Genomic DNA, 22,476 nt, shown 5'->3' on the forward strand with positions numbered 1-22,476 from the left:
GAGCTCGCTGCCTGCAAGCCCTGCTCACCGAAACTACAGGCGCCAGCCCACTTGGCGCCTAGCGACGAGATTCCCCGCTCACTGACAATTCCGGCACGCCAACGGCACATCGCCGCTGGCAACGTATCGCGCCTCATTACCGCGAGGGAGTCTCATATGGAATTGCCAGATCTCAGCACCATCGACATCAGCCAACTGCCGCATTCGCTGCAAGCACTGATCGAATGCATCGGTATTGAAAACGCCTACCAGCTGACCTGTGCCTACGGTGGCAGGCCCAAGTACATCCCCAAGCACCGCGAGCGCACCAAGCTCGCCGACGTACTCCCCGCTGAAGCACTGGACGCATTGATCAAGCGCTTTGCCGGCGTAGCCCTGGAAATCCCCAAGGCAGACCACTTCCTGCGGCAGTTGCGCAACCTGCAAATCCAGAAAGAAAGCGCCGATGGCTTGTCCCGCAGCCTGCTGGCCGACAAGTACGGCCTGAGCCTTCGCCAGATCGGCAATATCCGTCGCCAGGAGCCCTGCGCTCGCTGACGACTTGTAACCGTGTCTGCCCCTGGCAGCCACCTCCCTGACACACCCACATAAAGAGAATCCCGCTATGTCTATCGACAACAGCCTGATCGGATCCGTCATCAATGCCTTGCCCATGGACCGGATGATTGCCGGGCCCCTTCAAGCCATGGTCCAGGCACAGGTCACTGCCAGCAAATCCTATGCAGACTTCCTCATGCAGGTCTGCGTACAGGATGGCAAGGCCGTTGCCATCCAGTTCGACTACGACGAAACCATCGTCAACGAACAGGGCGAATACAAAGGCATCGTCAGCAAAACCATGAAGGTGCCGCTGATGGCGGCCATCACCCACCCGAACATCGTCATCGATGAAGGTAACGTCGAGTTCGAACTGACCATCAGCCAGGCCGCCGAGGACTTCACTGAGTCCGCCAAAAGTGGTGAGGTTTCCGCCTCGTTGGGCTGGGGTCCGTTCAAGCTGGACATGAAAGGCAGTATCAGCCACAAGTCGACGCAGACCCGCAAGACCGATACCCGGGCCCGCTATGCCTTCAAGACCACATTGCGCCGCCAGGAGCCGCCCGAGGCCGTGATGAGGGTGATCGATTTCCTCACCGAGGCAGCCACCAAACCGACGGTTGTCGAAGGCGCCGCGCTGCAGAGCCAGGGGCAGATTTCCCAGGCCGATACCTTGAACGGCATCACCGCAAACACCCCTTCGCGAGAGGCCAGAACGGAGCCTTGAGAGCATGCCTGCGTGTTGAGCTGAATGCTCTTGGCAGTACCTCAATTTCGCCATGACCGCCCCGCTGGCAACAGTGGGGTATCTTCCGCACCGAGGAGCCAAGTGATTGGACAAGCACCCTGCCCCCATGACCGCGATAGACCTGCGAGACATCACCCGCGGCTTGCAAGAGGCCGCTGCGGCGACCAACAGCCTGATTGCCCAGCAGTACATCAACCTTTTCGACCAGTTCTTCGACATCGACCCGCAGATGCTTGGCAGCCCCATGAAAGCCAAGATGGTAGAGGTCGCCATGGACGACAATCACGTGATGCGCGTCCCGTTGTTCGCGCTGGTATCGCCCAAGGGCCTGGCCCTTGAGCGTATGCAGGTCGACCTTTCCGTACGGGTCAATGGCACACAAGCGCTACAAGCGCTGCAGGCCGAAAACGAACAGGCCGGTGCCGCCAGCTTCAAGGTGACGATCGGCGCGCAGGGCCGCCAGGGCGATGCGCGCGATCCCGACGAAGTGCAGATTCGCATGCAGTTTCACGCCAGCGAACCGCCCGAGGCACTGAACCGCCTGATCGAGGAGTACACCAAACTGATCACGCCCCTCCACAGGCCCGCCACGCCGCCTGCCGACGATACCAACGAGTTCGTCGAAGCCGCCACCGTGCGGTGACGGCAACTTCAGAAGTCCCGTTTGTAGAAGATATCCAGCGAGCTCGCCAAGCCGCTGGCTGCCTCCAGGTACACCTTTTTGCTCAGTTTGTAGCGCAATGCGATGGTGTTGGCCGGCTCGAACACCCCTACGCCGTAACGCAGGCTGAGCTTTTCGGTCAGGTTACCGCTGGCGACCACGCTGGTGCTATCGCCAGAGCCTTCGGTGTCGAGCTGGAAATCATCGATCCCCAGGCTCGACGCCAGGCTGCCGGTGATCCCGGCGCTGCCTGCCAGGCCCAACCCCAGCGCTGCCTCGGCCAGCATGTTGTTGTCCTCGCCCGAGGTGCCCAACGGGCGCCCCAACACCAGGTAGGACAGCGCCTGCTCCTGGCTCATGGCCGGCTCCGAGAACACCTGGGTGGTGGGTTGCTCGGCGCTGCCGCTCAGGCGGATGCCGGCGATCACGTCATCGACCTTGCGGATGGCCTCGATATCCAGGTAGGGCTGGTCGAGAGGCCCGGCGAACAGCAGGCGCGCCCGGCGAATGGTCAGGCGCTGGCCATAAGCCCGGTAGCGGCCATCGGCCAGGCTCAGTTCGCCACGGGTATCGAGGTTGTCGCCGATGTGCACATGGCCGAGCAGGTTGGCGCTCAGGCCAAAGCCACTGAACGACAGCTTGTCTTGTCCTACCTCCACATCGATGTCCATGGCCATCGCCATGGGTGCCTTGCCCTCCTCGGTTTGATGGCCAACGATAACGGTGTCGTCCGACACCTTTACCGTCGACGGCGGCAGTTCGCGCACCGTGATCTTGCCTTTGGGCACGCGTACCTTGCCTATCACCGCCAGCTTGTCATCGATCAGACGCAGGTTCAGGTCGGGCGCCACCTCGAGCGTTGCGTAGGGTTCGACGGTGACCGGCAACTGCTGGCCCTGCACGCGCACGTCCATGCCCAAGGCCTGACCCCAGGTTACATGCCCCGCCAACGTAGCGCGCCCCGCTTCACCGCTGCGCCAACTGCCGTCAAGCTGCACCTGTTCGCCCGCGATCAAGGCTTGCAGCGACAGGTCCTGCACGCTCACTGGTAGCTCGGCACCACTGACTTCGCCACCCTTGAGGCTCAGGCTGCCGTTGACCTGCGGGGCCAGCAAGGTGCCGGACAACCGGCCGTCGCCATTCAACTGCCCGGCCAGCCGCTCGACCATGGGCACGAATGGCCGAGCAATCGACAAGTCCAGGCCGGCCAGGCTGAAATCGCCGGACAGCGGCTTATCCTTGCCCAACGGGTCGAGCCGGGTATTGACGCTCAGCGTCCCCAGGCGCTCACCCCGGAACGCCAGGCGAGTATCGATCCGGCGTGGCGCCAGGGTGCTGTCCAGGCGCAAGGCCTGGTAGGGGAAGTCGACCCAACGCCCTTTGTCACGTACCCGCAGGGTGCCGCCACTGGCGTCGACCGCAACGGTGCCTTTGGGGCCGCTGGCTGGAATGTCCAGGTTGATATCAGCGTTGAGCAGCCCTTGCCAGGCAAAATCCTTGGGCAGCCACTGCGCCAGGCTATCGAGGGGGAACTGCTTGAGGTGATAACGCAGGCGCGGCTCTGGCGCCAGGCGCTGGTCATCGCCGCACAGGCTGGCTTGGCCAGAACGCCAGCAGTGGGTTCCGAAATCTATCTGACCGCTGGCCAGGCGTTGCAGGCGGGCAGGCGCTTGCAGTTGCCAATCCTGGCCACCGGCCTGGACCCTGCCGCTGGCCAGACGGCCACGCCAGTCACCTTTGTTCAGTTGGCCATCCAGACCAAGGTCGAGCTTCAACTGCGGGCCGTCGAGTGCCAGCGTCAATGCCTGCTGGCGGATATCGCCCTTGCCGTTGGTGCGCAAGGTGCCCAGTACCGTATCGCCCAGGCGGATGCCAGTGGCCTTGAGGTCGATCACGCCACGCTGGGCGCTGTCCAGGCGGGCATCCAGGTCCAGCCGCTGGATACGGTTCTGCTCCTGCGCCAGTTGCTGCCCCTGCAACGTCAGGGTGCCTTGCGGGGCCTTCAGCGTACCGCTTACATCCAGGCGCCCCTTGGCCTGGCCCTGCAGCCCGGGCCACAGCTGCCCCAGGCGCGGCAGGTCGAGGTCGACACGCCCGGCCAACCGCTGCTGCAGGCTACCGCTGCCATTGATACGGTTATCGCCCAACTGCACCGCCAGCGCGCCGAGGGTCCAGTTCTGCCCGGCACCTTGCGCTTGCACCTTGAACACCGCCGGCTGCCCACGCAGACGGCCCTTGAGGTCCAATTGCGCCTCTAGCGTGAGCTGCTCCCCTTTCATTTCACCCTTGCTGCGCAAGGGGCCTGCCAATGTGCCAGGCAGCCCTGCGAGCCAGTAAGCGGGGTCGAGTGCCGACAACTGCAGATCAACGTCCCAGGCCAGCGTATCGGCGAAGCGTACTTCAACGCTGCCGACCGCCTTTCCTTGCCCAGCGGTCAGGGCCAACTGCGGCAGACGCACCTGGCTCAAGTCGCCTTCGAACGGGCTGGCCAGGGTAAATGCCCCCGCCGGGCCGTCGAGGTCACCATTGAAAGCACCTTGGTAATGACCATCACGGTAATGCACTTGGGCATCGAAGCGTTTGAGCGTAACGTCTGGCGGCGTTTCCAGCGGATACAGGCGCAGCCAGGGGAAGTCCTGCCAGTCGACCCGCGCGTCGGCGGTCAACCCTTGCTGCCAGTCGGCGCTGGCCTGCAGCTTGACGCGCTGGCTGTCGCTGGCAGAAAGGTCCAGGGCATCCAGTTGCGCCCCTTTGGCATCGACCTTGCCCGTGAGGGCCAGGGCGATCGGTGCCTGTTCAGCAGGCAAGCTGGCACTGCCAGACAATCGATAGCCGTTGAGCAGGTCGCCTGTGGCATCGAGCTTGAGCTGATTGAGCTGCAATGTATCGGGCAGCGAGGCCGCTGCTTTGAACGCGTCGGCGCGAATGTGGAGCGTTGCCGGCAGGTGCTCGGCCAGGGCCTGTACCTGGCCGGTCAGCCGGGCGTCGAGGTAACCGCTGCTGGTTGCATCCAGCTCGAGGGCCTTGTGCAATTCTCCTGTGGCGGTCAATGCCAGCTGCCAGGCCTGGCCTTGCACTGCCGGCAACTGTACCTGCCCCTGAAGCTGCAGCGGCCAGTCGCCTTCTGGCTGCACATTGCCCTGCACATCGACCCGCAGGTCATCGCGTTGCAATTGCAGGCTGTCGACCCGCAGCCCCGCGGCAGTCCAGTGGGCAGCCAAATGCAAATCACCCAGCACGTCACTGCCGTCCAGACGCAGTTGGCCGACCTTGAGTTCACCCAGTTCGATGGCCACGGGCAAGCGCAGTACCGGCAGTTGCACTGGGCCGCTGTCGGCGGGCTGATCGCTGGGCGCGAAGGCCATGTCGATGCGCTGGGCATGCAGTTGGTCGATGCACAGCGTGGCCCGCAACAAACAGCCAGGCGACCAGCTCAATAGCGGCGCTTGCACTTGCACGCGGCTGGCACCGTCGCTCCAACTCAGCTGGCTGGCCTGCCAGCGGCCTGCCAGGCGGCCCTGAAAGTCGTTGACCTGCAGCCCCGGTACGCGCGCAAGCGCCCAACGGCTGCCGCCCTCGGTGCCCAGCAGCAAGCCTACAGCCAGCATCACCAGCAGCACGCTGCAGAGCACGCCGACCAGCACGAATTTGAACACACGCATCACAGCTCGGGCCCCATGGAGAAGTGCAGGCGAATACCGCCGTCGTCATCGAGGGCCTTGGCCAGGTCCAGGCGCAATGGCCCGACCGGCGAAACCCAGCGCACGCCAAAACCCACCCCGGTCTTGAGGCTAGGCAGTTCCAGGGTGTTGAACGAATTGCCCTGGTCGACGAAGGTCGCCACCCGCCACTTTTCGGTCAACGAATACTGGTACTCGACGCTGCCTGCCACCAGATAACGGCCACCGATGCGGTCGCCATCGCTGTTTTTGGGCGACAGTGTCTGGTAGTCGTAACCACGCACACTCTGGTCACCACCGGCAAAGAAGCGGAGCGAGGGGGGTATGTTGTTCTTGTAGCCGTTGGTGGCGCTGCCACCGAACTGCACCCGGCCCAGGAAACGGTGGTTGTGGCCGAGGGTGGTCAGGCCCTTGAGGAGCACATTGGCGTGCAGCAAGTTGGTGTCCGACACCACCCCCTCCTTGGCCACCTGGGTGTCGAACTGCAGGCGGTAGCCGTTGTGCGGGTCAATGCGGTTGTCGCTGCGCAGGTAGGAGAAGCTTATGCCCGGCATCAACAGGTTGCTCAGGCCCGAATCGTCACCCAGCCGATATTCTTCGCGCTGGTACTTGAGTGAAATCACCCGCTGCCAGCCGCTGGGCAGCTTGCTGTGCCACTCCGGGCCAACGGTGAGCAGCTTGCTGAGGGTATCGGTGCCGGCGATTTCTTCGTTCTGGTAGCCACCGGCGAACCGCAGCTTGTCGGTCAGCGGCGGATCGAGCGGTATGTCGTACCACAGGCCAACGTTCTGCCGCGGCGCCGACAGTTCGGCTTCCCAGCCATAGCTGTGGCCTTGGGGGTTGACCCAATGGCGTGTCCAGTTGGCTTTGCCGCGCGGGCCGACATCGGTGGAGAAACCCAGGCCAAGGCCCATGGTCCGCGGTTTGCGCGTGTCGAGGCGAACGTCCACAGGGATTTCTTCGGCCACGGCGGCGGTGGGTGCGGCATCGACACGCACGCCTTCGAAATAGCCACTCGATTGCAGGTCGTTGTTGAGTTCGGCGATCAGTTCCGAATCGTAAGGGGTGCCAGGCTTGAACGAAACCATGCGCTGCAAGAGGTCTTCGTCCAACGGCGTGTCGCCACTGAACCTGACCGCGCCAAGGCGATAGCGCTGGCCGCTGTTATAGACCAGCTCGATATCAGCCACCCCGGCCTGCGGGTCGACCGCCAGCCGCTGTCGGCTGAAGCGCCCACTGAAGAACCCGTAGCGCGACGCCTGGTTTTGGATCAGCCGCTTGGCGTCCTCGTACAGCCCATGGTTGAGCGGCTCACCCGGGCGCAGGGCTTTGCTGTCCGGCACGCGAAAGGCCTTCATCTCGCTGGCCGGCCCTTCGATGCGCACGGTCACGTTACGCAAGCGGATGGGCTCCCCTGGGTCGATACGGATGATCAGTTGTGGAGGTTGGTCGGCCTTGGCGGGCGGCTTGACCTCAGTGTCGATCTGCGCCTGATAGTAGCCAAGTGCCTGCGCAGCCTTGCGCGCCTGCTCCTGTGCCCCGCGGCTGAAGCGCAATAGCGCCTCTTCGTCGCGGTCTCCAAGGCTCCCGATATAGCCTTCGACATTGGCCTTGAGCGCCTTGTTGGCCGGTTTTACCTGCACCAGCAACTCGCTCTGGCCCCATGCTGCGAAACTGGCGGCCCAGAAAACCAGGCCCCAGGTTAGTCTTCCTGAATACGTCATGCGGCGCATGCTACCAGAGCGAGACGCTCAAGGGAGCCGTCTGGCGGCCCTTCAAGCGATTGTGGGCATGGAGGACTCCGGGTTGGGATGAAAGAACACCCGCTCTCTGATGGGGCCTACCGCCACCTCGCCTATCTCCTGATAGCCCTGGCGCTCGTAAAACGCCAGGTAATGCTCATTGCCCGAGTCCAGCACCACCCCTTGGGTATTGGGGTCTTGCGCGCACCAGTCGTGCACCGCCTGTAACAACTGTTCGCCGTAGTGGGCCCCACGAAACTGCGGGTGCACCCCCAGCAGCGGCAGCATATGGACCTGGTCCGTCGGCAAGCAACTGGCCAGCGCTGCCTGGTAGTCCATGTAGCGCCGGGTGCAGCGTTGGCCGGTGCCCAGCAGCATACGCAGGCGCCATGCCCAACTGTCAGCCACGCCCAGCCGGCGTTGCGGGGGCACGATCAACGCCAGGGCAATCAGGCGATCGTCCAGCAACAGGCCAATGGCCGGCAGTTGCAGATAGAAATGCTGACGGACCCATTCGCGCACCATCACCCGCAAGCGGCGCTCATAGCCCGGGCGCTGAGCTTCGAAGATATAGGCAAAGGTCGGTTCGTTGCGGTAGGCGTGGTACAGCAGCGAACGTGCCTCGCGGCTGTAGCCGTCATCGAGCGAGCAGATGCGGGCTTGGGCGGCAGTGGCTTCGGGCATTGCGAGAGGTCCTCCTGGAATGGGCATACAGTGCCTTGGAGGGTGCTCCGCTGCGCATCGTTCACCCCAGCCTGCACGTTAGCAGCGCCTTGGCAAAGCTGCCACGCTGGTGATGACGGCCGATGTCGGCTAGCATCCGGCCTTTTATCAGGATTGTCTTTCCATGAAGATCGTCTGTTTCAACATCAACGGCCTGCGAGCCCGCCCGCACCAGCTGGCGGCGCTGATCGAAAAGCACCAGCCGGACGTGATCGGCCTGCAGGAAACCAAGGTCAGCGACGATCAGTTTCCCCTGGCCGACGTCGAAGCGCTGGGTTACCACGTGCATTACCACGGCCAGAAGGGCCATTACGGTGTTGCCCTGCTGTCCCGCCAGGCACCGCTGAGCCTGTTCAAAGGCTTTGCCAGTGATGAAGAAGACGCGCAGCGCCGTTTCATCTGGGGCACTTTCGCCGATGCCAACGGCACGCCGATCACGGTCATGAACGGCTACTTCCCCCAAGGCGAAAGCCGCGACCACCCCACCAAGTTCCCCGCCAAGCAGCGCTTCTACAGCGACCTGCAGGCGCTGCTCGAAGGTCAGTTCAGCAATGACCAGCCCGTGCTGGTCATGGGCGACATGAATATCTCGCCCCAGGACTGCGACATCGGTATCGGCCCGGACAATGCCAAACGCTGGCTCAAGACCGGCAAGTGCAGCTTCCTGCCTGAAGAACGGGAGTGGATGGAGCGCCTCAAGGGCTGGGGCCTGGTGGACAGCTTCCGCCACCTGCACCCGGACGTCGCCGACCGCTTCAGCTGGTTCGACTACCGCAGCCGCGGCTTCGAGGACGAACCCAAGCGCGGCCTGCGCATTGACCTGATCATGGCCTCGCAGGGCCTGGTACCGCGTATCAAGGCGGCAGGTGTGGATTACGAGCTGCGGGCGATGGAAAAGCCTTCGGACCATGCACCGATCTGGCTTGAGCTGAGCTGAGAATGCTCACGGTGTGAAAGTGCATGAGGGCAGCCAGAGGCATGCCTTCATGCCGGTGGTGCCCTTGAGGTCGAACCCTGCGCCTTCGGCGCTCGGCCTCCAGGGCATTGAGCACTGTTCGCCAGCCCCGCACAAAACACTACAGCCCCAGCCGCAATGCCTCCCCCACCCCTGCCCCGCGCACATCGTCCGCTGCACTGACCAAGGCAAAGTTGTACGCCCCATGCGTCCAGTAACGTGCCTCCAGCTGCCCGTCTACCCGCTGCCCCTGTGGCATACGCTCATAGTGTTCACCGGGTGAACGCAGGAACAGGCTAATGCGCTGCCCCCTGCGATCCTGGAACACCAGCAACGCCGCCGGCCCCTGCTCGTTGCTCAGCAGGCGCGCGCCTACCGGCTGGAAGCCGTAGACGCCAAGATCAGGCAGTTGACCTACACGGTTAAAATGCCTGCCCAGCCAATCGCGCAACTGCGCCGGGTCACTGGCCTGGATATCCAGCGCTTGGCTGTCGGCGAACAGCCGATGGGCCTGGACGGCATCAGCCATGGGCAGGTCATTGCCCGCCAAGGTGACCTGCCGCGCCTGCCAGCCGCCGAGCGCGCCCACCCCCATGGCCAGGAGCAGCACCGCCACCGAGGCCAGGCGCCGCTGCCGTCGTTGGCGCAAGCGCCGTTGCACATGCCACACCTCGAGCTGGAGCCTGCCCGGCTGTTCACCGAAACCCGCCAACGCCGCCCGCAGGCGCCGGGCATCGTTGCGCCAGGCTTCAAGGCGCAGCGCCTCCTGCGGATTGGCCGCCAGCCAGGCTTGTACTTCGGCACGACGGCTAGGTTCGAGCCGGTCATCGACATAGGCATGCAGCTCGTGCTCGCTGGGTATCAGATGGGTCATTTGAGTCTCCGCAAGGCAGGGGGCTGTGGGCTGTCCTCGGTCAGTTCACGCAAGGCGGCACGGGCGCGCGAAAGGCGCGACATGACCGTGCCAATGGGAATTCCCATGGCTTGAGCGGCTTCCTTGTAGCTCAACCCCTCGACGCTGACCAGCAACAGCAAGGCACGCTGTTCGGTCGACAGCAGGGCAAACGCTTGCAGATCGGCCTGGGCCAGGACGATGGTCTCGACACTGTCCCCGACCGCCTCCTCCTCACGTTCGGCGCGGCCGAACCAGGAAAGCCAACGAGCATGCAGGCGATCACGGCGCTTGCTGTCGAGAAACAGCCGGTAAAGGATGGTGAACAACCAGGCACGCAGCGCCTCGGCGTCGCGTTGCTGGCTGCTGCGGCTCAATGCACGTTCGACAGTGCCCTGAACCAGGTCATCGGCGCTGCCGGGCTCACGTGTCAGCCACAAGGCAAAGCGGCGCAGGCGCTGCAGCAATTCGCGCCATTGCTGTTCATCCAGATCATGCATGGCAAGGTACCGGGCTCTGGGGTGGTCAGTGTAGGGGGCAGACGCCTGGCAAGAAAATCTATTCCCGCCGGTGGAATAAGTTTTTACCTGCCCCGTCGTACCCGCATCTTCACTGAACCGGACGCACACCATGAATGCACCCTTGCACGGGCCAGCCAAGGCCCTGCGCCTGGCCGGCATCGGCGCCGTGATGCTGGCCCTTGGCGCAGGCTTTGCCTATGCCGCTGGCTGGATCGACGGGCCGCAACTGACCCCGCAGCGCATCATCGACACCTTCGAAGCACAGGCCGGCCACTATCCGGGTTATCGCAAGAACCACGCCAAGGGCCTGTGCGTCAGTGGCTACTTCCAACCCAGCGGCCAAGCCGCTGCACTGTCGACGGCGCGCGCATTCAGCCAGCAGCACGTGCCGGTGATCGGCCGCTTTGCCATTGGCGGTGCCAACCCGTTCGCACCCGATACGGCCGTCCCGGTCCGCAGCCTGGCGATCCAGTTGAGCACTGACGACGGCCAGGTCTGGCGCACCGGGATGAACAACCCGCCGGTGCTGGCAGTGAGCACGCCAGAAGGGTTCTACGACCAGGTACTGGCAGGCGCACCGGACCCGGCCACCGGCAAACCGGACCCGGCAAAAATGCAGGCGTTCTTTGCCGCCCATCCTGAAAGTGCGGCATTTCGCCAATGGGCCGCCAGTTACAAACCCAGCGACAGCTTCGCCAGCACTCAATACCACAGCATCAATGCTTTCCGCCTGATCGATGCCGGCGGCAATGCCCACCCGGTGCGGTGGCAGCTTGAGCCACAGACGCCATTCGCTGCCCTGCCCGGCCAGGTCGACGACAAGCAGTTCCTGCAACATGACCTGCAACAGCGCCTGGCCCAGGGCCCACTGCGCTGGACCCTACGCCTGGTCCTCGCTGACCCCGGTGACGCGCAGGATGACCCGGCGCGCCCCTGGCCCGCCGAGCGCCGCAGCGTCGATGCTGGCACCTTGGTCATCGAACAAGTGGATGCCCCCGAGCAAGGCGCCTGCCGTGACCTGAACTTCGACCCGCTGATCCTGCCCCGTGGCATTCAAGCGTCCGATGACCCGATCCTCGCCGCCCGTTCGGCGGCCTATTCGGAATCCTTCAACCGCCGCAGCCGCGAATCCCTCGGCGCAGGAGCCCACCCATGAAACCTGAAGCCTTCCACCCATTGGCGCGCTTGCTGCACTGGCTGATGGCAATACTGATCGTGGCCATGCTGTTCATTGGCGTGAGCATGGTGGGCGACCTGTCGTTGCGTCACCCCACCCTGGTCGAGCTGCACAAGGCCACCGGCCTGGCGCTGCTGGTATTGGTGATCGTGCGCATCGGCATGCGACTGACGTTGCCCCACCCTGCGCTCCCCCACGACCTGCCAGCGTTGCAGCGCATCGCTGCGGGCGCCTCGCACCTGTTGCTCTATGGGCTGATGCTGGCCATGCCGCTGCTGGGCTGGGCAATGCTTTCGGCCGGCGGGTATCCGCGGCCGCTGCAGTTGCCGGCGATCGCACCCCACGATCTGCAGCTCTACGCCGTGCTGCGCCAAGCCCATGGCTGGGCCGGCTACCTGCTGTTCGCAACCGTTGTGGTGCATCTGGGTGCGGCACTGATGCATGCGCTGGTGCGCCGTGATGGCGTGTTGCGTAGCATGTGGCCAGGCCCCCTGCGCGGCAGCGACTGATGGCGATGGCCCAGGGCAGGCTCGACAAACGATAAGAGTTCTCATTAATCTGAATGACTTCCGCTTACCTGCCCTGGACTGCCCCATGAATGTCGCAAAGGACCCTGCCACCCTCACCCCTGCCAGCACCCTGGACCTGCGCCCTTTGCTGCTCGCCAACATGGCTTGCACCATGTCGATGATGGCCTTCGTTGCCTTGATCGGGCCCATCGCACGCCTGCTGGGCATGGCCACCTGGCAAGCCGGCGCGGCGGTGACCGTGGCCGGTGTGGTCTGGGTGCTGCTGGCCCGCCCATGGGGCCGGGCGGCCGATCGCCTGGGGCGTCGGCGCGTCCTGCTGCTGGGCAGTGCCGGCTTCACCCTGGCCTACTGGTTGCTGTGCCTGTTCGTCGAGGGTGCCCTGCGCTGGTTGCCGGGAGCGACCCTTGCCTTTGTCGGGCTGATGCTCGCGCGCGGCTGCATCGGTGCCTTCTACGCCGCAATACCGGTGGGTTGCAATGCCTTGATCGCCGACCATGTCGGGCCACAACACAGGGCCCGGGCCATGGCCTCGCTGGGTGCGGCCAATGCCGTCGGCCTGGTACTGGGGCCGGCGCTGGCGGCGCTGCTGGCACGGCACAGCCTGAGCCTGCCGTTCCATGTGATGTCCCTGTTACCGGCCAGCGCGTTTCTGGTCCTGCTGTTCAAGCTCAAGCCACACCCCCTGGCCATCAGCCACGCGCCCAGCCCGGTGCGCCTGAGCGACCCTCGCTTGCGCCGCCCTCTGCTGGTGGCCTTCAGCGCGATGCTGAGCGTGACCGTGTCGCAGATCATCGTCGGCTTCTTTGCCCTCGATCGCCTGCATCTGCAGCCGGCCGAGGCTGCTCAGGCTGCAGGCATCGCCCTGACCACGGTGGGGGTAGCACTGATTCTGTCCCAGGTGATCCTGCGCCAACTGGAATGGCCGCCGCTGAAAATGATCCGCGTCGGCGCCAGTATTTCCGCCCTGGGCTTCGCCGCTGGCGCGCTGTCCACCAGCGCCCCGGGGCTTTGGAGTTGCTATTTTGTCGCCGCCGCCGGCATGGGCTTCGTGTTCCCAGCGTTCTCGGCACTGGCTGCCAATGCCATGCAGGCGAGTGAACAAGGTGCCACCGCAGGCTCCATCGGTGCCGCACAAGGCATGGGCGCAGTCATCGGGCCGCTGGCCGGCACGCTGGTCTACGCCCTCGACCCGCGCCTGCCGTTCCTGGCGGTGGCACTGCTGTTGCTGCTGGTCGGGCTGTGGCCGATGCCGCGTGAACCACGCGCCTGACAAGCACAGCGCGCAAGCGTGCAGAGTGTGTTTTAATGCGTCGCCCATTATTTTTAACACCTCTAATTACAAGGCGGCTATGGACACCGGGACACGACTCAAACTGGTGCGTGAACGCAACAACCTCTCCCAACGGGAACTGGCCCGCCGCAGCGGGCTGACCAACTCGACGATCTCGCAAATCGAGCAGAACCGCGTCAGCCCTTCGGTCAGTTCCCTTAAAAAATTGCTCGAAGGGATACCCATGACCCTGGCGGAGTTCTTCAGCTTCGACGAGCCAGTGCGGGAAGAGCGTTTCGTGTTTCGCGCCAGCGAACAGCCAGACCTAGGCCGCAACGGCCTGCGCATGCTGCTGGTCGGAGCCAGTGTCGAGGCGCGGCAAATGCGCATGTTGCGCGAGCTGTATGCACCCGGTGCCGACTCTGGTGAGCCTATCGTGCATGCCGAAGGCGAGGAATGCGGCCTGGTTACCCGTGGCACCGTGGAGCTGTGGGTCGATGGCCAGGTGAGCATCCTCAACTCGGGTGACGGTTACTACATACCCACCACCCTGCCCCACAGCTTCAAGAACATTGGCCAGGACGAGGCCGAGATCATCAGCGCCAATACCCCGGCGAATTTCTGAACCGGCGTTGAGCCTGACGGCCTCTTGAACCCGCAAAGAGGCCATTGCTGTTAGTGCCTGAGCGCCTCTTCGACGAAATCCAGGCGGTCCTGGCCGAAGTACATCTGCCCCTCGACGAAACAGGTCGGCGCGCCAAACACGCCGCGCTCCACAGCCTCTTCTGTCACCTGCTTGAGCGCCGCCTTCACGTCAGGATCAGCCGCCAAGGCGTGTAACTGCACCGGGTCAAACCCCGCCTCGCCCAACACTTGCGCCAGCACTGCAGCATCCGCCAGGTTACGGCGTTGCGCCCAAAGCCCGTTGAACAATGCCGCCAACAAAGCTTCGAAACGTTCCGGCGAACGCAACTGCATGCCGATCACACCCCGCATCAAGGCCAGGGTATTGATCGGAAAACCCGGCGGCAGGCCGAATGGCACGCCATAACGTATGGCGAAGCGCCCCAGGTCGGTGAACATGTAACGCCCCTTGGCTGGGATCATCGCCGGCGAAGCATTGCCCGTGGCCTGAAACACCCCACCCAGCAACAGTGGCCGGTAGCGCAACGTGGCACCATGACGGGCGCACAGGGCGGGAAGTTGGGTCCAGGCCAGGTAGCTGGCCGGGCTGCCCAGATCGAAGAAAAATTCGACAGTCTTGCTCATGCATCACACTCCTTTGATGAGTCAGCGCTTACCAACGCTCCATCCACGGGCGCAGGTCCAGTTCGAATGTCCAGGCGTCACGCGGCTGCGCGTGCAGGAACCAGTAACTGTCAGCAATGTGCGCAGGGTCGAGAATGCCGTCCTGGTCCTTGAGGGCATAGCGCTCGGGGAACGTGTCGCGGATGAAAGCCGTGTCGATGGCGCCGTCCACCACGACGTGGGCAACATGCACATTCCTTGCCCCCAGCTCCCGCGCCATGCTCTGGGCCAAGGCGCGCAAGCCATGCTTGGCCCCGGCGAAGGCCGCGAAGCCGGCCGCACCGCGGGTGCCGGCAGTGGCGCCGGTGAACAGAATCGTGCCGCGCTCGCGGGCAACCATGCGCCGCGCTACTGCCTGTGCCGTGAGGAAGCCGGCAAAGCAGGCCATTTCCCAGATCTTGAAGTATTTGCGCGGGGTTTCTTCAAGAATGCTGCAGGGCACATTGGCACCGATATTAAACACAAACGCTTCGATCGGGCCGATCTCACGTTCGATGGTATCGACCAGTTCGGCGACTTCGTTCTCCTTGCGCGCATCCGAGCCAAAGCCATGGGCCTGGCCACCTGCCGCCCGGATCTCATCGACCAGCGGCTGCAGCTTGTCGGCCTGGCGGCGGGTAACACAGGCGATGTACCCCTCACGGGCAAACCGCTTGGCGATCTCGCCGCCGGTAGCGTCCCCTGCACCGATCACCAGCACCACTTTTTGTTGTTCTGCCATGCGCGCCTCCATTGATGAATGATCGTTTAGTAAACGAACGCTATGTTATGATCGTCGCCATCGTCAAGCCAGTGCGTAGAGGTTTTTGCATGCGCTATCCCAGCGAACACAAGCAGCAGACCCGTGACAAGTTGCTGGCCAGCAGCGGCGCGCTGGCCAAACGCGGCGGCTTTGCCAGCACCGGCGTCGCCGGGCTGATGAAGGCCATTGGCCTGACCGGCGGCGCTTTCTACAACCACTTTCCGTCCAAGGACGACCTGTTTACTGAAGTGGTCCGTCAGGAGTTGAGCAACAGCCCTCTGGCCCGCCTGGCTAACCAGGGTGCCAGCCGCGAGCGTCTGGGCCGCTGCTTGCAGCAGTACCTGAGCCTGGCCCACCTGCACAATGCTGAAGGCGGCTGCCCGCTGCCACCTTTGGGCGTGGAAATTGCCCGAGGCGGCCGGCCGGTGCGCGAGGAAGCCGAGCACTGGCTGGTCAGCCTGCACGCCGCCTGGAGCAGGACCCTGGAAGATGACGCACTGGCCTGGGTGTTGATCAGCCAGTGCGTCGGGGCCTTGCTGGTCGGGCGCATGCTGGCCAGCGAGGGTGTGCAATCCCAACTGCTGGAGGCCAACCGCAGGTTTGCCGAGAGGGCGCTGAATGAGGGGTGCTAGCCTGCTGCTGGCACTGGTGTCGAGCGCGGCGGTGTCCGCCGAGCCGGCCTGCCCACCTGGGCAATATCAGGTCTGCCTGATGGCCTGTTTCTGTGCACCGGTCGACCCTGGCCAGGCAGGGCGGGTGCTCGAGGATGTTCAGGTAATGGCCTCCAGTAGCCTGGCCTATGCCCTTCGCCAGGCCCGCGACGAAGCGACAGCCAGCGGCAGCGCGCCGATGCCCCTGCATATTCGTGCGCAGCTCGAGCCCTGGTACGACTTTGCCGTGCTGGATGCCGCACGCTACCGAGTCGGCGACGAACAGCAGCTCAGTGCCGCCAACGCCATGCTGCAAAACCCGGATGTGAACGCAGTGACGCTGATCGACACGATCATTTTCCGCCACGCAAGCGACGCTGAGGACAACGTGGCACTGTGGGCGCACGAGCTCAAGCACGTAGAGCAGTATCAAGCGTTGGGGGTGGATGGGTTCGCCAGCCGTTACACGCGCAACTACGATGAGCTGGAAGGGCCGGCATACCAGGTCGAAGCAGAGGTGCGCAAGGCACTGCGCGAACGCCGCTCCGGGCAGGCCCGCTAGCCTGTACAGGCCTTTTCACGGATAACTTCGCCGCCGCGCAAGGCCTGCACAAGCGATTCAAGGAACTCAGGAGGACGCAGCAGCCTCCTCACCCGCCTCTTCCCTGCTGGCATAGCGCTGCGCCAGCACCGCGCACACCATCAACTGGATCTGGTGGAACAGCATCAGCGGCAGGATCATCGCCCCTATTCCACTACCCACGAACAACACCTGCGCCATCGGCACCCCCGTAGCCAGGCTCTTCTTGGAGCCCGCGAACAGGATGGTGATGCGGTCTTCCAGGCTGAAGCCGAGCACGTTGCCCAGCAGGCGCGTCCCGTACAACACCACGGCCAGCAGAATGCCGCATACCACGAACAACCCCGCCAGATGCTGCGGCGATACTGTGTGCCACAGGCCGGTGACCACCGCTTCGCTGAACGCGGTGTATACCACCAACAAGATCGAGCCCTGGTCCACCAGCTTCAGCCAGCGTGCATTGTTCTTGACCCAGGTACCAATCCAGCGCCGCGCAATCTGCCCGGCGACGAAAGGCACCAGCAGTTGCAGGGTGATCTTCAGTACCGCATCCAGGCCCGAACCAGTATCACCGTTGGCACCGAGCAGCATCAACACCAGCAGCGGGGTCAGGAAGATGCCGATCAGGCTCGAGGCGGCTGCACTGCAGATGGCTGCTGGCACATTGCCCCGTGCCAGCGAAGTAAAGGCGATGGCCGACTGCACGGTGGCTGGCAAGGCACACAGGTACAGCACGCCCAGGTACAGCTCGTTGCCCACCAGCGGCACGAACAGCGGTTTGAAGGCCATGCCCAGCAACGGGAACAGCACAAAGGTGCAGGAAAACACCAGCAAGTGCAGGCGCCAGTGCCCGGCACCTGCGATGATCGCTTCGCGCGACAGCTTCGCGCCATGCAGGAAGAACAACAGGCCAATGGCCAGGTTGGTCAGCCAACCGAAATACACCGCGCCGTCGCCCGAGCAGGGCAGCACGGTCGCAATGAACACCACCCCGAGCAAGGCCAAGGTGAAGTTGTCGAACAACATGCGCACATACTTCATAGCAGATTCCATCTTGTCGTTATGCAAGGCCAGACGATAAGGTCTGTGGCCTTTTCCTGCTAACGCCGGAACCCCCACCGGTGTCGCTCAACGGACACCTCCTGATAAGGACCCCTGCATGCCGCACACCCGCCTTGCCTCGTTCGCCTTCACCACTGCACTGCTTTCATGCGCCACCACCGCGCACGCGGCCGATCCATTGCAGGGCCGGGTAGACGAGATCATCCCCCCGCTGATGCAGGAGCAAGGTATCGCCGGCATGGCCGTGGCCGTGTACGCGAATGGGCAAGCGCACTACTTCACCTATGGCGTGGCCAGCAAGGACGACCACACGGCCGTCACCGCCGATACCCTGTTTGAAATCGGTTCGCTGAGCAAGACCTACACGGCCACACTCGCCGCGCTGGCCAGCGCCGAGGGCAAGCTCGATCTGGAGGCCCCGGCCAGGCGCTATCAACCCGCCCTCGCAGGCACGCCCTTGGGCGAGGCCAGCGTGCTCGAGCTGGGGGTCTACAGCGCCGACTGCCTGCCGTTGCAGTTCCCCGATGCGGTGCAGACCGCCGAGCAGACCTTGAACTTCTTCCGTACCTGGAAGCCCCGTGCCGAGCGCGGCACCCAGCGTTGCTACTCCAACCCCAGCCTGGGGTTGTTCGGTGATCTGGCAGCGCGGGCGCAGCACCGGCCATTCGCGGAACTCATGGCCCAGCGCCTGTTGCCGCAGATGGGCCTGAAGCACACGTACCTGCAAGTACCGGCAAGCGCACAGGGCCTGTACGCGCAAGGCTACGACGCGCAGAACCGCCCGGTGCGGGTGAGCCCTGGGCCCTATGCCGACGAAGCCTATGGCATCAAGACCAGCGCGACCGACCTGCTGCGCTATGTGCGCCTGCACATGCAGCCGGCCGAGCTCTCACCGGCTTTGCGCAACGCGACCGCCATCACCCAGTCCGGCTACTTCCAGGTGGGGGCCATGACCCAAGGCCTGGGCTGGGAGCGCTACCCCTACCCCGCAGCGCTCGCCACCCTGGTAGATGGCAACAGCCCCCGGCTCATCCAAGAGCCGCAAGCCACCCAGCGCTTGACCCCGGCACTGCCTGCACTGCCCGAAGCCTGGTACAACAAGACCGGTTCAACCAGCGGTTTCGGCGTCTACGCCGCGTTCATTCCGTCTGAAAACCGGGCGATCGTCCTGCTGGCCAACCGCAACTATCCCAATGAAGCGCGGGTGCGTGCCGCGTACCAGATTCTCTCCAGCCTTGACCATTGAAAGGCGGTCTCGGCAGGATTGTCCGACAAGATGTAGTGGTTGAAAATATTCACTACAAAACGGTTGACGCCATTCCTCGCCCTTGGGCATGATGAAGCCGTCTCCCCGATCGGGAGCGGTGGCAAGGGTATTCCAGACGGCCTGCGCGGTAACGCAGGCCGTTCGTGGAGAGGGAACTGTCCAAAAGGCAGCGTGAGAAAGCCCCTGTTGCGATGCTGCTGTAGCAGCCTTGGTAGAGCGCTACAAACTGTGGCGCCAACTGTGAAAATCACCAACGAATGGGTAATGGGGGCTTTATGATGAACTTGAACAACAATCCCACAATCGATCAATTGGCCGAACTGTTCGCCGCACGCAAGGACAGCCTCGACGACCACCTGCTGTGGGTAAACCAGACCGGCGATGTGCGTCTCGACCGCCTGCCGCCGAACACTGTCGAAGATGAATTCGAAGCGCACCTGCCCAGCATGCGCGCCCGCTTCAAGGTCTACCGTCGCGGCCAGGGCTACGTCGGCAAGAAGGCTGCCGCCGACACCGAGTTCGTCGGCCGTGTGCTGCAGACCCTGCAACAAGAATGGCCGGCCGCCCGTGAGCGGCAGGCAATCAAGGTGATCGATCCGCTCAACTGAGCGATTGCACCACTTCCTGAGCCCGGCCCCCTGTAGGCCGGGCTTTTTCATGCCTGCCGGCGCTGCCTTTGCGGCAATGCCAGTGCCCCGGTCGCCAGCGCCCTGGCCCGGTCGACGCCCCACACCAGCGCACGGGTCATGGTTTCGCCTGGCCGTGACGGGTAATACTCCTCCACCAGCGCCTTGCCGTCCTTCCCGTACAGCCCAAGGAACAGTTGCGTGGCACCCAGCCGCGACAGGCGGACCTGCACGTCGAAGGTAGTGCCGTCACTCAGTGCTTCATCGTGGCTGCGGCTATGCAAATGCGCATCGGCCCAACGCCAATAGGTTTCTTCCCTGACTCGCATGGAAATCAATCCTCCTTTTCTGAGATGCGCGCAGAAAACCACAACGGCGTTGATTCGGCGAGCGCGACCCACCGTTACCATGAGCAGGATCAAGCAAGGCCAACAAAAACCCCGCCGTTCGGCGGGGTTGTGTGAGCGGGTTCACTTTTTCGGTGGAACCCGAGGGGTGAATCGGCCCTTCTTGGCGCGCTGCAGGTGTGCCGGCTGCAGTTGTTCCGAATCGTCCAGCGTCATGTGGGCAAAACCCAGGCGAAATGCCGCCTGACCGCAACGCACCTGGCTGTTGATCGGAAACGCCTCATTCATGTCTTCGAAAAAGGACTCGCTCATGCCCTGTCTCCCTCCAGTGGCGACGCGTCGGCAAGAACTCGCTTGCCTGGAAAACGCGGCCTGTGAAAATGAGACTAGCCGGTCATTTGCGGACTGCTCGGCCGAAACTTCCAGAGCCGACCAGTGGCAACATGGCATCACTTCAAGCGCACGGCCGTACCGGTGGCAAACACCACGACCATGCCGCCCTGCACCGAAGGCATGCTGATTTCAAAATCGACGCCCACTACCGCATCGGCTTGCAACTGCCGTGCCCGCGCCTTGAGTTCTTCGGTGGCCTGCTCCCGGGCCTCGCGCAGCGCGCTCTCCAGGGTCTGGGAACGCCCGCCGAAGAAATCGCGAAACCGTGTGAAAAAGTCACGCACGAAGTTGATGCCCTGCACCGATTCTGAGCTGACGACGCCAAGATATTCCGCAATCGGGCGGCCTTCGAGCTGGCTGGTGGTGGAGATGATCATCGGATGCTCCGTTGGCTTGGCAAAAGAGCCCAAGTCTAACAAAGCACCGGCTTCTTCGCGGGTAATCCCGCCCGCGCAGGGCCCCTACTGCGCACTCGCCGCGCGCAAGCGCTGCCCCAGCTTCGGCCCGAACACATTGACCAGCAACCCGAGCATCACCAGCAACGCCCCCCACCCTTGAACAGCGGTCAGCCGTTCACCCAGCAGCCAGGCCGACGAGCTCAGGCCAATGACGGGTACCAGCAACGAGAACGGCGCGACCTTGCCCGCAGGATGGCGCGACAGCAGCTTGCTCCACAGGCTGTAGCCCAGCATGGTGGCCACAAACGCCAGGTAGATCAGCGCCAGTACCGAGCTCCAACCAATGTTGGCCAGCGCATGGCCGATACGCTCCGGGCCCTCAAGCCACCACGACAACGCCAGGAACGGCAGCGGCGGGATCAGCCCGCCCCAGATCACCAGCGCCACCAGGTCCACGGAGCCAAAGCGCCGGGTGATGATGTTGCCCATGCCCCACATGGCCCCGGCGCACAAGGTCAGCAGCAGCGCCACGATCGGCACATGGCCGCTGTCCTCACTGCCGATCAGTGCCAGACCGCTGGCCGCCACCAGCAAACCAAGCACGCTGGCAAGGCGCAACCGCTCACCCAGAAACAGCGCAGCAAACCCTAGGGTGAAGAAGGCCTGGGATTGCAGCACGAGCGACGCCAGCCCAGGCGGCATGCCGCTGTACATGGCCTGGAACAGGAAGGCGAACTGGCCCAGGGAGATGGTTGCACCATAGGCAATCAGCCAGCGCCAGGGCAACTTGGGCCGCTTGACCAGCAGCACCGCCGGAAACGCGACCAGCGTAAAGCGCAACGCCCCCAGCAGCATCGGTGGCAGGCCATCCAGGCCGACCTTGATGACCACGAAATTGACTCCCCAGGCGACAATCACCACCAGGGCGATCAGCAGATCCTTGAGCGGCATTGCGACTTCCTTCTTCCGGCGTTCTAGACATATTTCGTTACAGCATAAGGCCAATTCTTGACACAGGACCGGCACAGTTGCGGGCCAGCCTTGCGCAACAGTCGCCCTCAGCCTTCACTTGACCCTGCTTGTATAGACATGCTCATATCGCCGTGCAGCCATGCGTGGCACGCCTCGCCAATGGCCATCACCCTTACACAAAAACAATGAAGCGGAGCCCTCTGGCCGGGCGTCGGTGTCTATACCGTGGGCGTGCTGGTACAGATGCCATTGATCGATACCAAGCTGTACACCGGGCCGATGGCTGCGCACCTGGGCGGTGTGGACGTGTCGTGGCTGATCGGTCTGATGCTGCCGAGCGTGCTGTATTACTGGGTAGCGCGGCGGCGTGCCGACGAGGCCCCGACTCGCATGATCGTGCCTGAGCCACGCTAACCCCCTTTGAGCGCGGCTGGCCGTTGCCGAACGATCTGAGCCCGCCGGTCCAGTCGTTGCAAAAAACGCAACGACATTGATCGCCCCTGTCATTGAGCCCCTCCCCCCTGCCCTTTAGCGTTGCTCACATAAGAAATCATCCTGCATAGGTGACCCCCGTGAGCAACCTGATCCCCGCCGTCAACCTGGCGATCGACCCGGCCGAGCTGGTACAGCCCGACCGCGTCCACACCTCCCTCTACACCGACCCGGCGCTGTTCGACGCCGAGCTGGAAAAGATT

At 63.6% G+C, this 22,476-nt stretch carries 24 protein-coding genes and 1 pseudogene; 13 read left to right on the forward strand and 12 right to left on the reverse strand.

Annotated features, from left to right (window positions below; translation table 11 throughout):
* Window positions 1-156 precede the first annotated feature (156 nt).
* The 3 genes from APH34_RS24420 (at window position 157) to APH34_RS24430 (ending at window position 1,928) form a co-directional block, all read left to right on the forward strand.
* The gene (locus APH34_RS24420; RefSeq protein ID WP_054903313.1) at window positions 157-537 is read left to right on the forward strand and encodes a Mor transcription activator family protein; all 381 of its coding nucleotides are present in this window, start codon (window positions 157-159) and stop codon (window positions 535-537) included.
* 67 nt (window positions 538-604) lie between these two features.
* Complete coding sequence (locus APH34_RS24425; RefSeq protein WP_054903314.1) at window positions 605-1,264, forward strand: DUF2589 domain-containing protein; 660 nt, start codon at window positions 605-607, stop codon at window positions 1,262-1,264.
* A gap of 106 nt (window positions 1,265-1,370) precedes the next feature.
* Window positions 1,371-1,928, forward strand: a complete 558-nt coding sequence (locus tag APH34_RS24430) for a DUF2589 domain-containing protein (protein WP_054903315.1) — start codon at window positions 1,371-1,373, stop codon at window positions 1,926-1,928.
* Window positions 1,929-1,936: 8 nt separating this feature from the next.
* On the opposite strand, the gene APH34_RS24435 is transcribed toward APH34_RS24430, so the two are convergent.
* From APH34_RS24435 to APH34_RS24445, 3 genes are read right to left on the reverse strand one after another with little or no spacing between them, the layout of a single operon-like run.
* Complete coding sequence (locus APH34_RS24435; protein ID WP_082422880.1) at window positions 1,937-5,611, reverse strand: translocation/assembly module TamB domain-containing protein; 3,675 nt, start codon at window positions 5,609-5,611, stop codon at window positions 1,937-1,939.
* A complete protein-coding gene (locus tag APH34_RS24440) occupies window positions 5,608-7,350 on the reverse strand; it encodes an autotransporter assembly complex family protein (protein WP_054903335.1) in 1,743 nt (580 codons plus the stop codon). Before APH34_RS24440 ends, APH34_RS24435 begins: the two co-directional genes overlap by 4 nt.
* Before the next feature lie 51 nt (window positions 7,351-7,401).
* On the reverse strand, window positions 7,402-8,052 hold the full coding sequence (locus APH34_RS24445) for an N-acetyltransferase (protein ID WP_054903317.1): 651 nt from the start codon (window positions 8,050-8,052) through the stop codon (window positions 7,402-7,404).
* Between the two features lie 163 nt (window positions 8,053-8,215).
* Here APH34_RS24445 and xthA point away from each other — a divergent pair, with 163 nt between their 5' ends.
* A complete protein-coding gene (gene xthA, locus APH34_RS24450; RefSeq protein ID WP_054903318.1) occupies window positions 8,216-9,028 on the forward strand; it encodes an exodeoxyribonuclease III in 813 nt (270 codons plus the stop codon).
* Between the two features lie 139 nt (window positions 9,029-9,167).
* Here xthA and APH34_RS24455 read toward each other — a convergent pair whose 3' ends face one another.
* Both APH34_RS24455 and APH34_RS24460 read right to left on the reverse strand, forming a co-directional pair.
* The gene (locus APH34_RS24455) at window positions 9,168-9,920 is read right to left on the reverse strand and encodes an anti-sigma factor (RefSeq protein WP_054903319.1); all 753 of its coding nucleotides are present in this window, start codon (window positions 9,918-9,920) and stop codon (window positions 9,168-9,170) included.
* On the reverse strand, window positions 9,917-10,438 hold the full coding sequence (locus tag APH34_RS24460; RefSeq protein WP_054903320.1) for a sigma-70 family RNA polymerase sigma factor: 522 nt from the start codon (window positions 10,436-10,438) through the stop codon (window positions 9,917-9,919). The genes APH34_RS24455 and APH34_RS24460 overlap by 4 nt, the downstream gene beginning before the upstream one ends.
* 130 nt (window positions 10,439-10,568) lie before the next feature.
* Here APH34_RS24460 and APH34_RS24465 point away from each other — a divergent pair, with 130 nt between their 5' ends.
* From APH34_RS24465 to APH34_RS24480, 4 genes are all read left to right on the forward strand, one after another.
* Complete coding sequence (locus APH34_RS24465) at window positions 10,569-11,615, forward strand: catalase family peroxidase (protein ID WP_054903321.1); 1,047 nt, start codon at window positions 10,569-10,571, stop codon at window positions 11,613-11,615.
* Window positions 11,612-12,145 (forward strand): cytochrome b, encoded by a 534-nt coding sequence (locus tag APH34_RS24470; RefSeq protein WP_054903322.1) that lies wholly within the window; start codon window positions 11,612-11,614, stop codon window positions 12,143-12,145. The genes APH34_RS24465 and APH34_RS24470 overlap by 4 nt, the downstream gene beginning before the upstream one ends.
* Before the next feature lie 85 nt (window positions 12,146-12,230).
* Complete coding sequence (locus APH34_RS24475; RefSeq protein WP_054903323.1) at window positions 12,231-13,436, forward strand: MFS transporter; 1,206 nt, start codon at window positions 12,231-12,233, stop codon at window positions 13,434-13,436.
* A gap of 79 nt (window positions 13,437-13,515) precedes the next feature.
* Window positions 13,516-14,061 (forward strand): cupin domain-containing protein, encoded by a 546-nt coding sequence (locus tag APH34_RS24480; RefSeq protein ID WP_027916793.1) that lies wholly within the window; start codon window positions 13,516-13,518, stop codon window positions 14,059-14,061.
* A 50-nt stretch (window positions 14,062-14,111) separates the two neighbouring features.
* Here APH34_RS24480 and APH34_RS24485 read toward each other — a convergent pair whose 3' ends face one another.
* Window positions 14,112-14,705 carry a 2-hydroxychromene-2-carboxylate isomerase gene (locus tag APH34_RS24485; protein WP_054903324.1) on the reverse strand — a complete coding sequence of 198 codons (594 nt, stop codon included), beginning with the start codon at window positions 14,703-14,705 and terminating at the stop codon, window positions 14,112-14,114.
* A 28-nt stretch (window positions 14,706-14,733) separates the two neighbouring features.
* Window positions 14,734-15,465 carry an SDR family oxidoreductase gene (locus APH34_RS24490; RefSeq protein WP_054903325.1) on the reverse strand — a complete coding sequence of 244 codons (732 nt, stop codon included), beginning with the start codon at window positions 15,463-15,465 and terminating at the stop codon, window positions 14,734-14,736.
* An 89-nt stretch (window positions 15,466-15,554) separates the two neighbouring features.
* On the opposite strand from APH34_RS24490, the gene APH34_RS24495 reads away from it, so the two are divergent.
* Both APH34_RS24495 and APH34_RS24500 read left to right on the forward strand, forming a co-directional pair.
* Complete coding sequence (locus tag APH34_RS24495; RefSeq protein WP_054903336.1) at window positions 15,555-16,118, forward strand: TetR/AcrR family transcriptional regulator; 564 nt, start codon at window positions 15,555-15,557, stop codon at window positions 16,116-16,118.
* Window positions 16,105-16,698, forward strand: coding sequence for a DUF4157 domain-containing protein (locus tag APH34_RS24500; RefSeq protein WP_054903326.1), 594 nt, complete (start codon window positions 16,105-16,107; stop codon window positions 16,696-16,698). Before APH34_RS24495 ends, APH34_RS24500 begins: the two co-directional genes overlap by 14 nt.
* A gap of 66 nt (window positions 16,699-16,764) precedes the next feature.
* On the opposite strand, the gene APH34_RS24505 is transcribed toward APH34_RS24500, so the two are convergent.
* Entirely contained in the window at window positions 16,765-17,757 is a 993-nt protein-coding gene (locus APH34_RS24505) for a bile acid:sodium symporter family protein (protein ID WP_054903327.1), read from the reverse strand.
* 118 nt (window positions 17,758-17,875) lie between these two features.
* On the opposite strand from APH34_RS24505, the gene ampC reads away from it, so the two are divergent.
* Window positions 17,876-19,024 carry a class C beta-lactamase gene (gene ampC, locus APH34_RS24510; RefSeq protein WP_054903328.1) on the forward strand — a complete coding sequence of 383 codons (1,149 nt, stop codon included), beginning with the start codon at window positions 17,876-17,878 and terminating at the stop codon, window positions 19,022-19,024.
* A gap of 296 nt (window positions 19,025-19,320) precedes the next feature.
* Window positions 19,321-19,653 (forward strand): hypothetical protein, encoded by a 333-nt coding sequence (locus APH34_RS24515; RefSeq protein WP_054903329.1) that lies wholly within the window; start codon window positions 19,321-19,323, stop codon window positions 19,651-19,653.
* A gap of 47 nt (window positions 19,654-19,700) precedes the next feature.
* Here the strand turns inward: APH34_RS24515 and APH34_RS24520 are convergent, their stop codons facing one another.
* The 4 genes from APH34_RS24520 to APH34_RS24535 all read right to left on the reverse strand — a co-directional run bounded on the left by APH34_RS24520 (window position 19,701) and on the right by APH34_RS24535 (window position 21,760).
* Window positions 19,701-20,000 carry a hypothetical protein gene (locus tag APH34_RS24520; protein ID WP_054903330.1) on the reverse strand — a complete coding sequence of 100 codons (300 nt, stop codon included), beginning with the start codon at window positions 19,998-20,000 and terminating at the stop codon, window positions 19,701-19,703.
* 141 nt (window positions 20,001-20,141) lie between these two features.
* Window positions 20,142-20,330 (reverse strand): hypothetical protein, encoded by a 189-nt coding sequence (locus APH34_RS24525; RefSeq protein WP_054903331.1) that lies wholly within the window; start codon window positions 20,328-20,330, stop codon window positions 20,142-20,144.
* A 137-nt stretch (window positions 20,331-20,467) separates the two neighbouring features.
* Window positions 20,468-20,788 carry a YbjQ family protein gene (locus APH34_RS24530; protein WP_003253898.1) on the reverse strand — a complete coding sequence of 107 codons (321 nt, stop codon included), beginning with the start codon at window positions 20,786-20,788 and terminating at the stop codon, window positions 20,468-20,470.
* Between the two features lie 84 nt (window positions 20,789-20,872).
* Window positions 20,873-21,760 carry an EamA family transporter gene (locus tag APH34_RS24535; RefSeq protein WP_054903332.1) on the reverse strand — a complete coding sequence of 296 codons (888 nt, stop codon included), beginning with the start codon at window positions 21,758-21,760 and terminating at the stop codon, window positions 20,873-20,875.
* Between the two features lie 225 nt (window positions 21,761-21,985).
* Here APH34_RS24535 and APH34_RS24540 point away from each other — a divergent pair.
* Window positions 21,986-22,195 (forward strand): annotated as a pseudogene (locus tag APH34_RS24540) (cytosine permease); the annotation flags it as partial.
* Window positions 22,196-22,476 lie beyond the last annotated feature (281 nt).

The sequence above is a fragment of the Pseudomonas sp. NBRC 111131 genome (assembly GCF_001320525.1).
Lineage (GTDB): Bacteria > Pseudomonadota > Gammaproteobacteria > Pseudomonadales > Pseudomonadaceae > Aquipseudomonas > Aquipseudomonas ceruminis.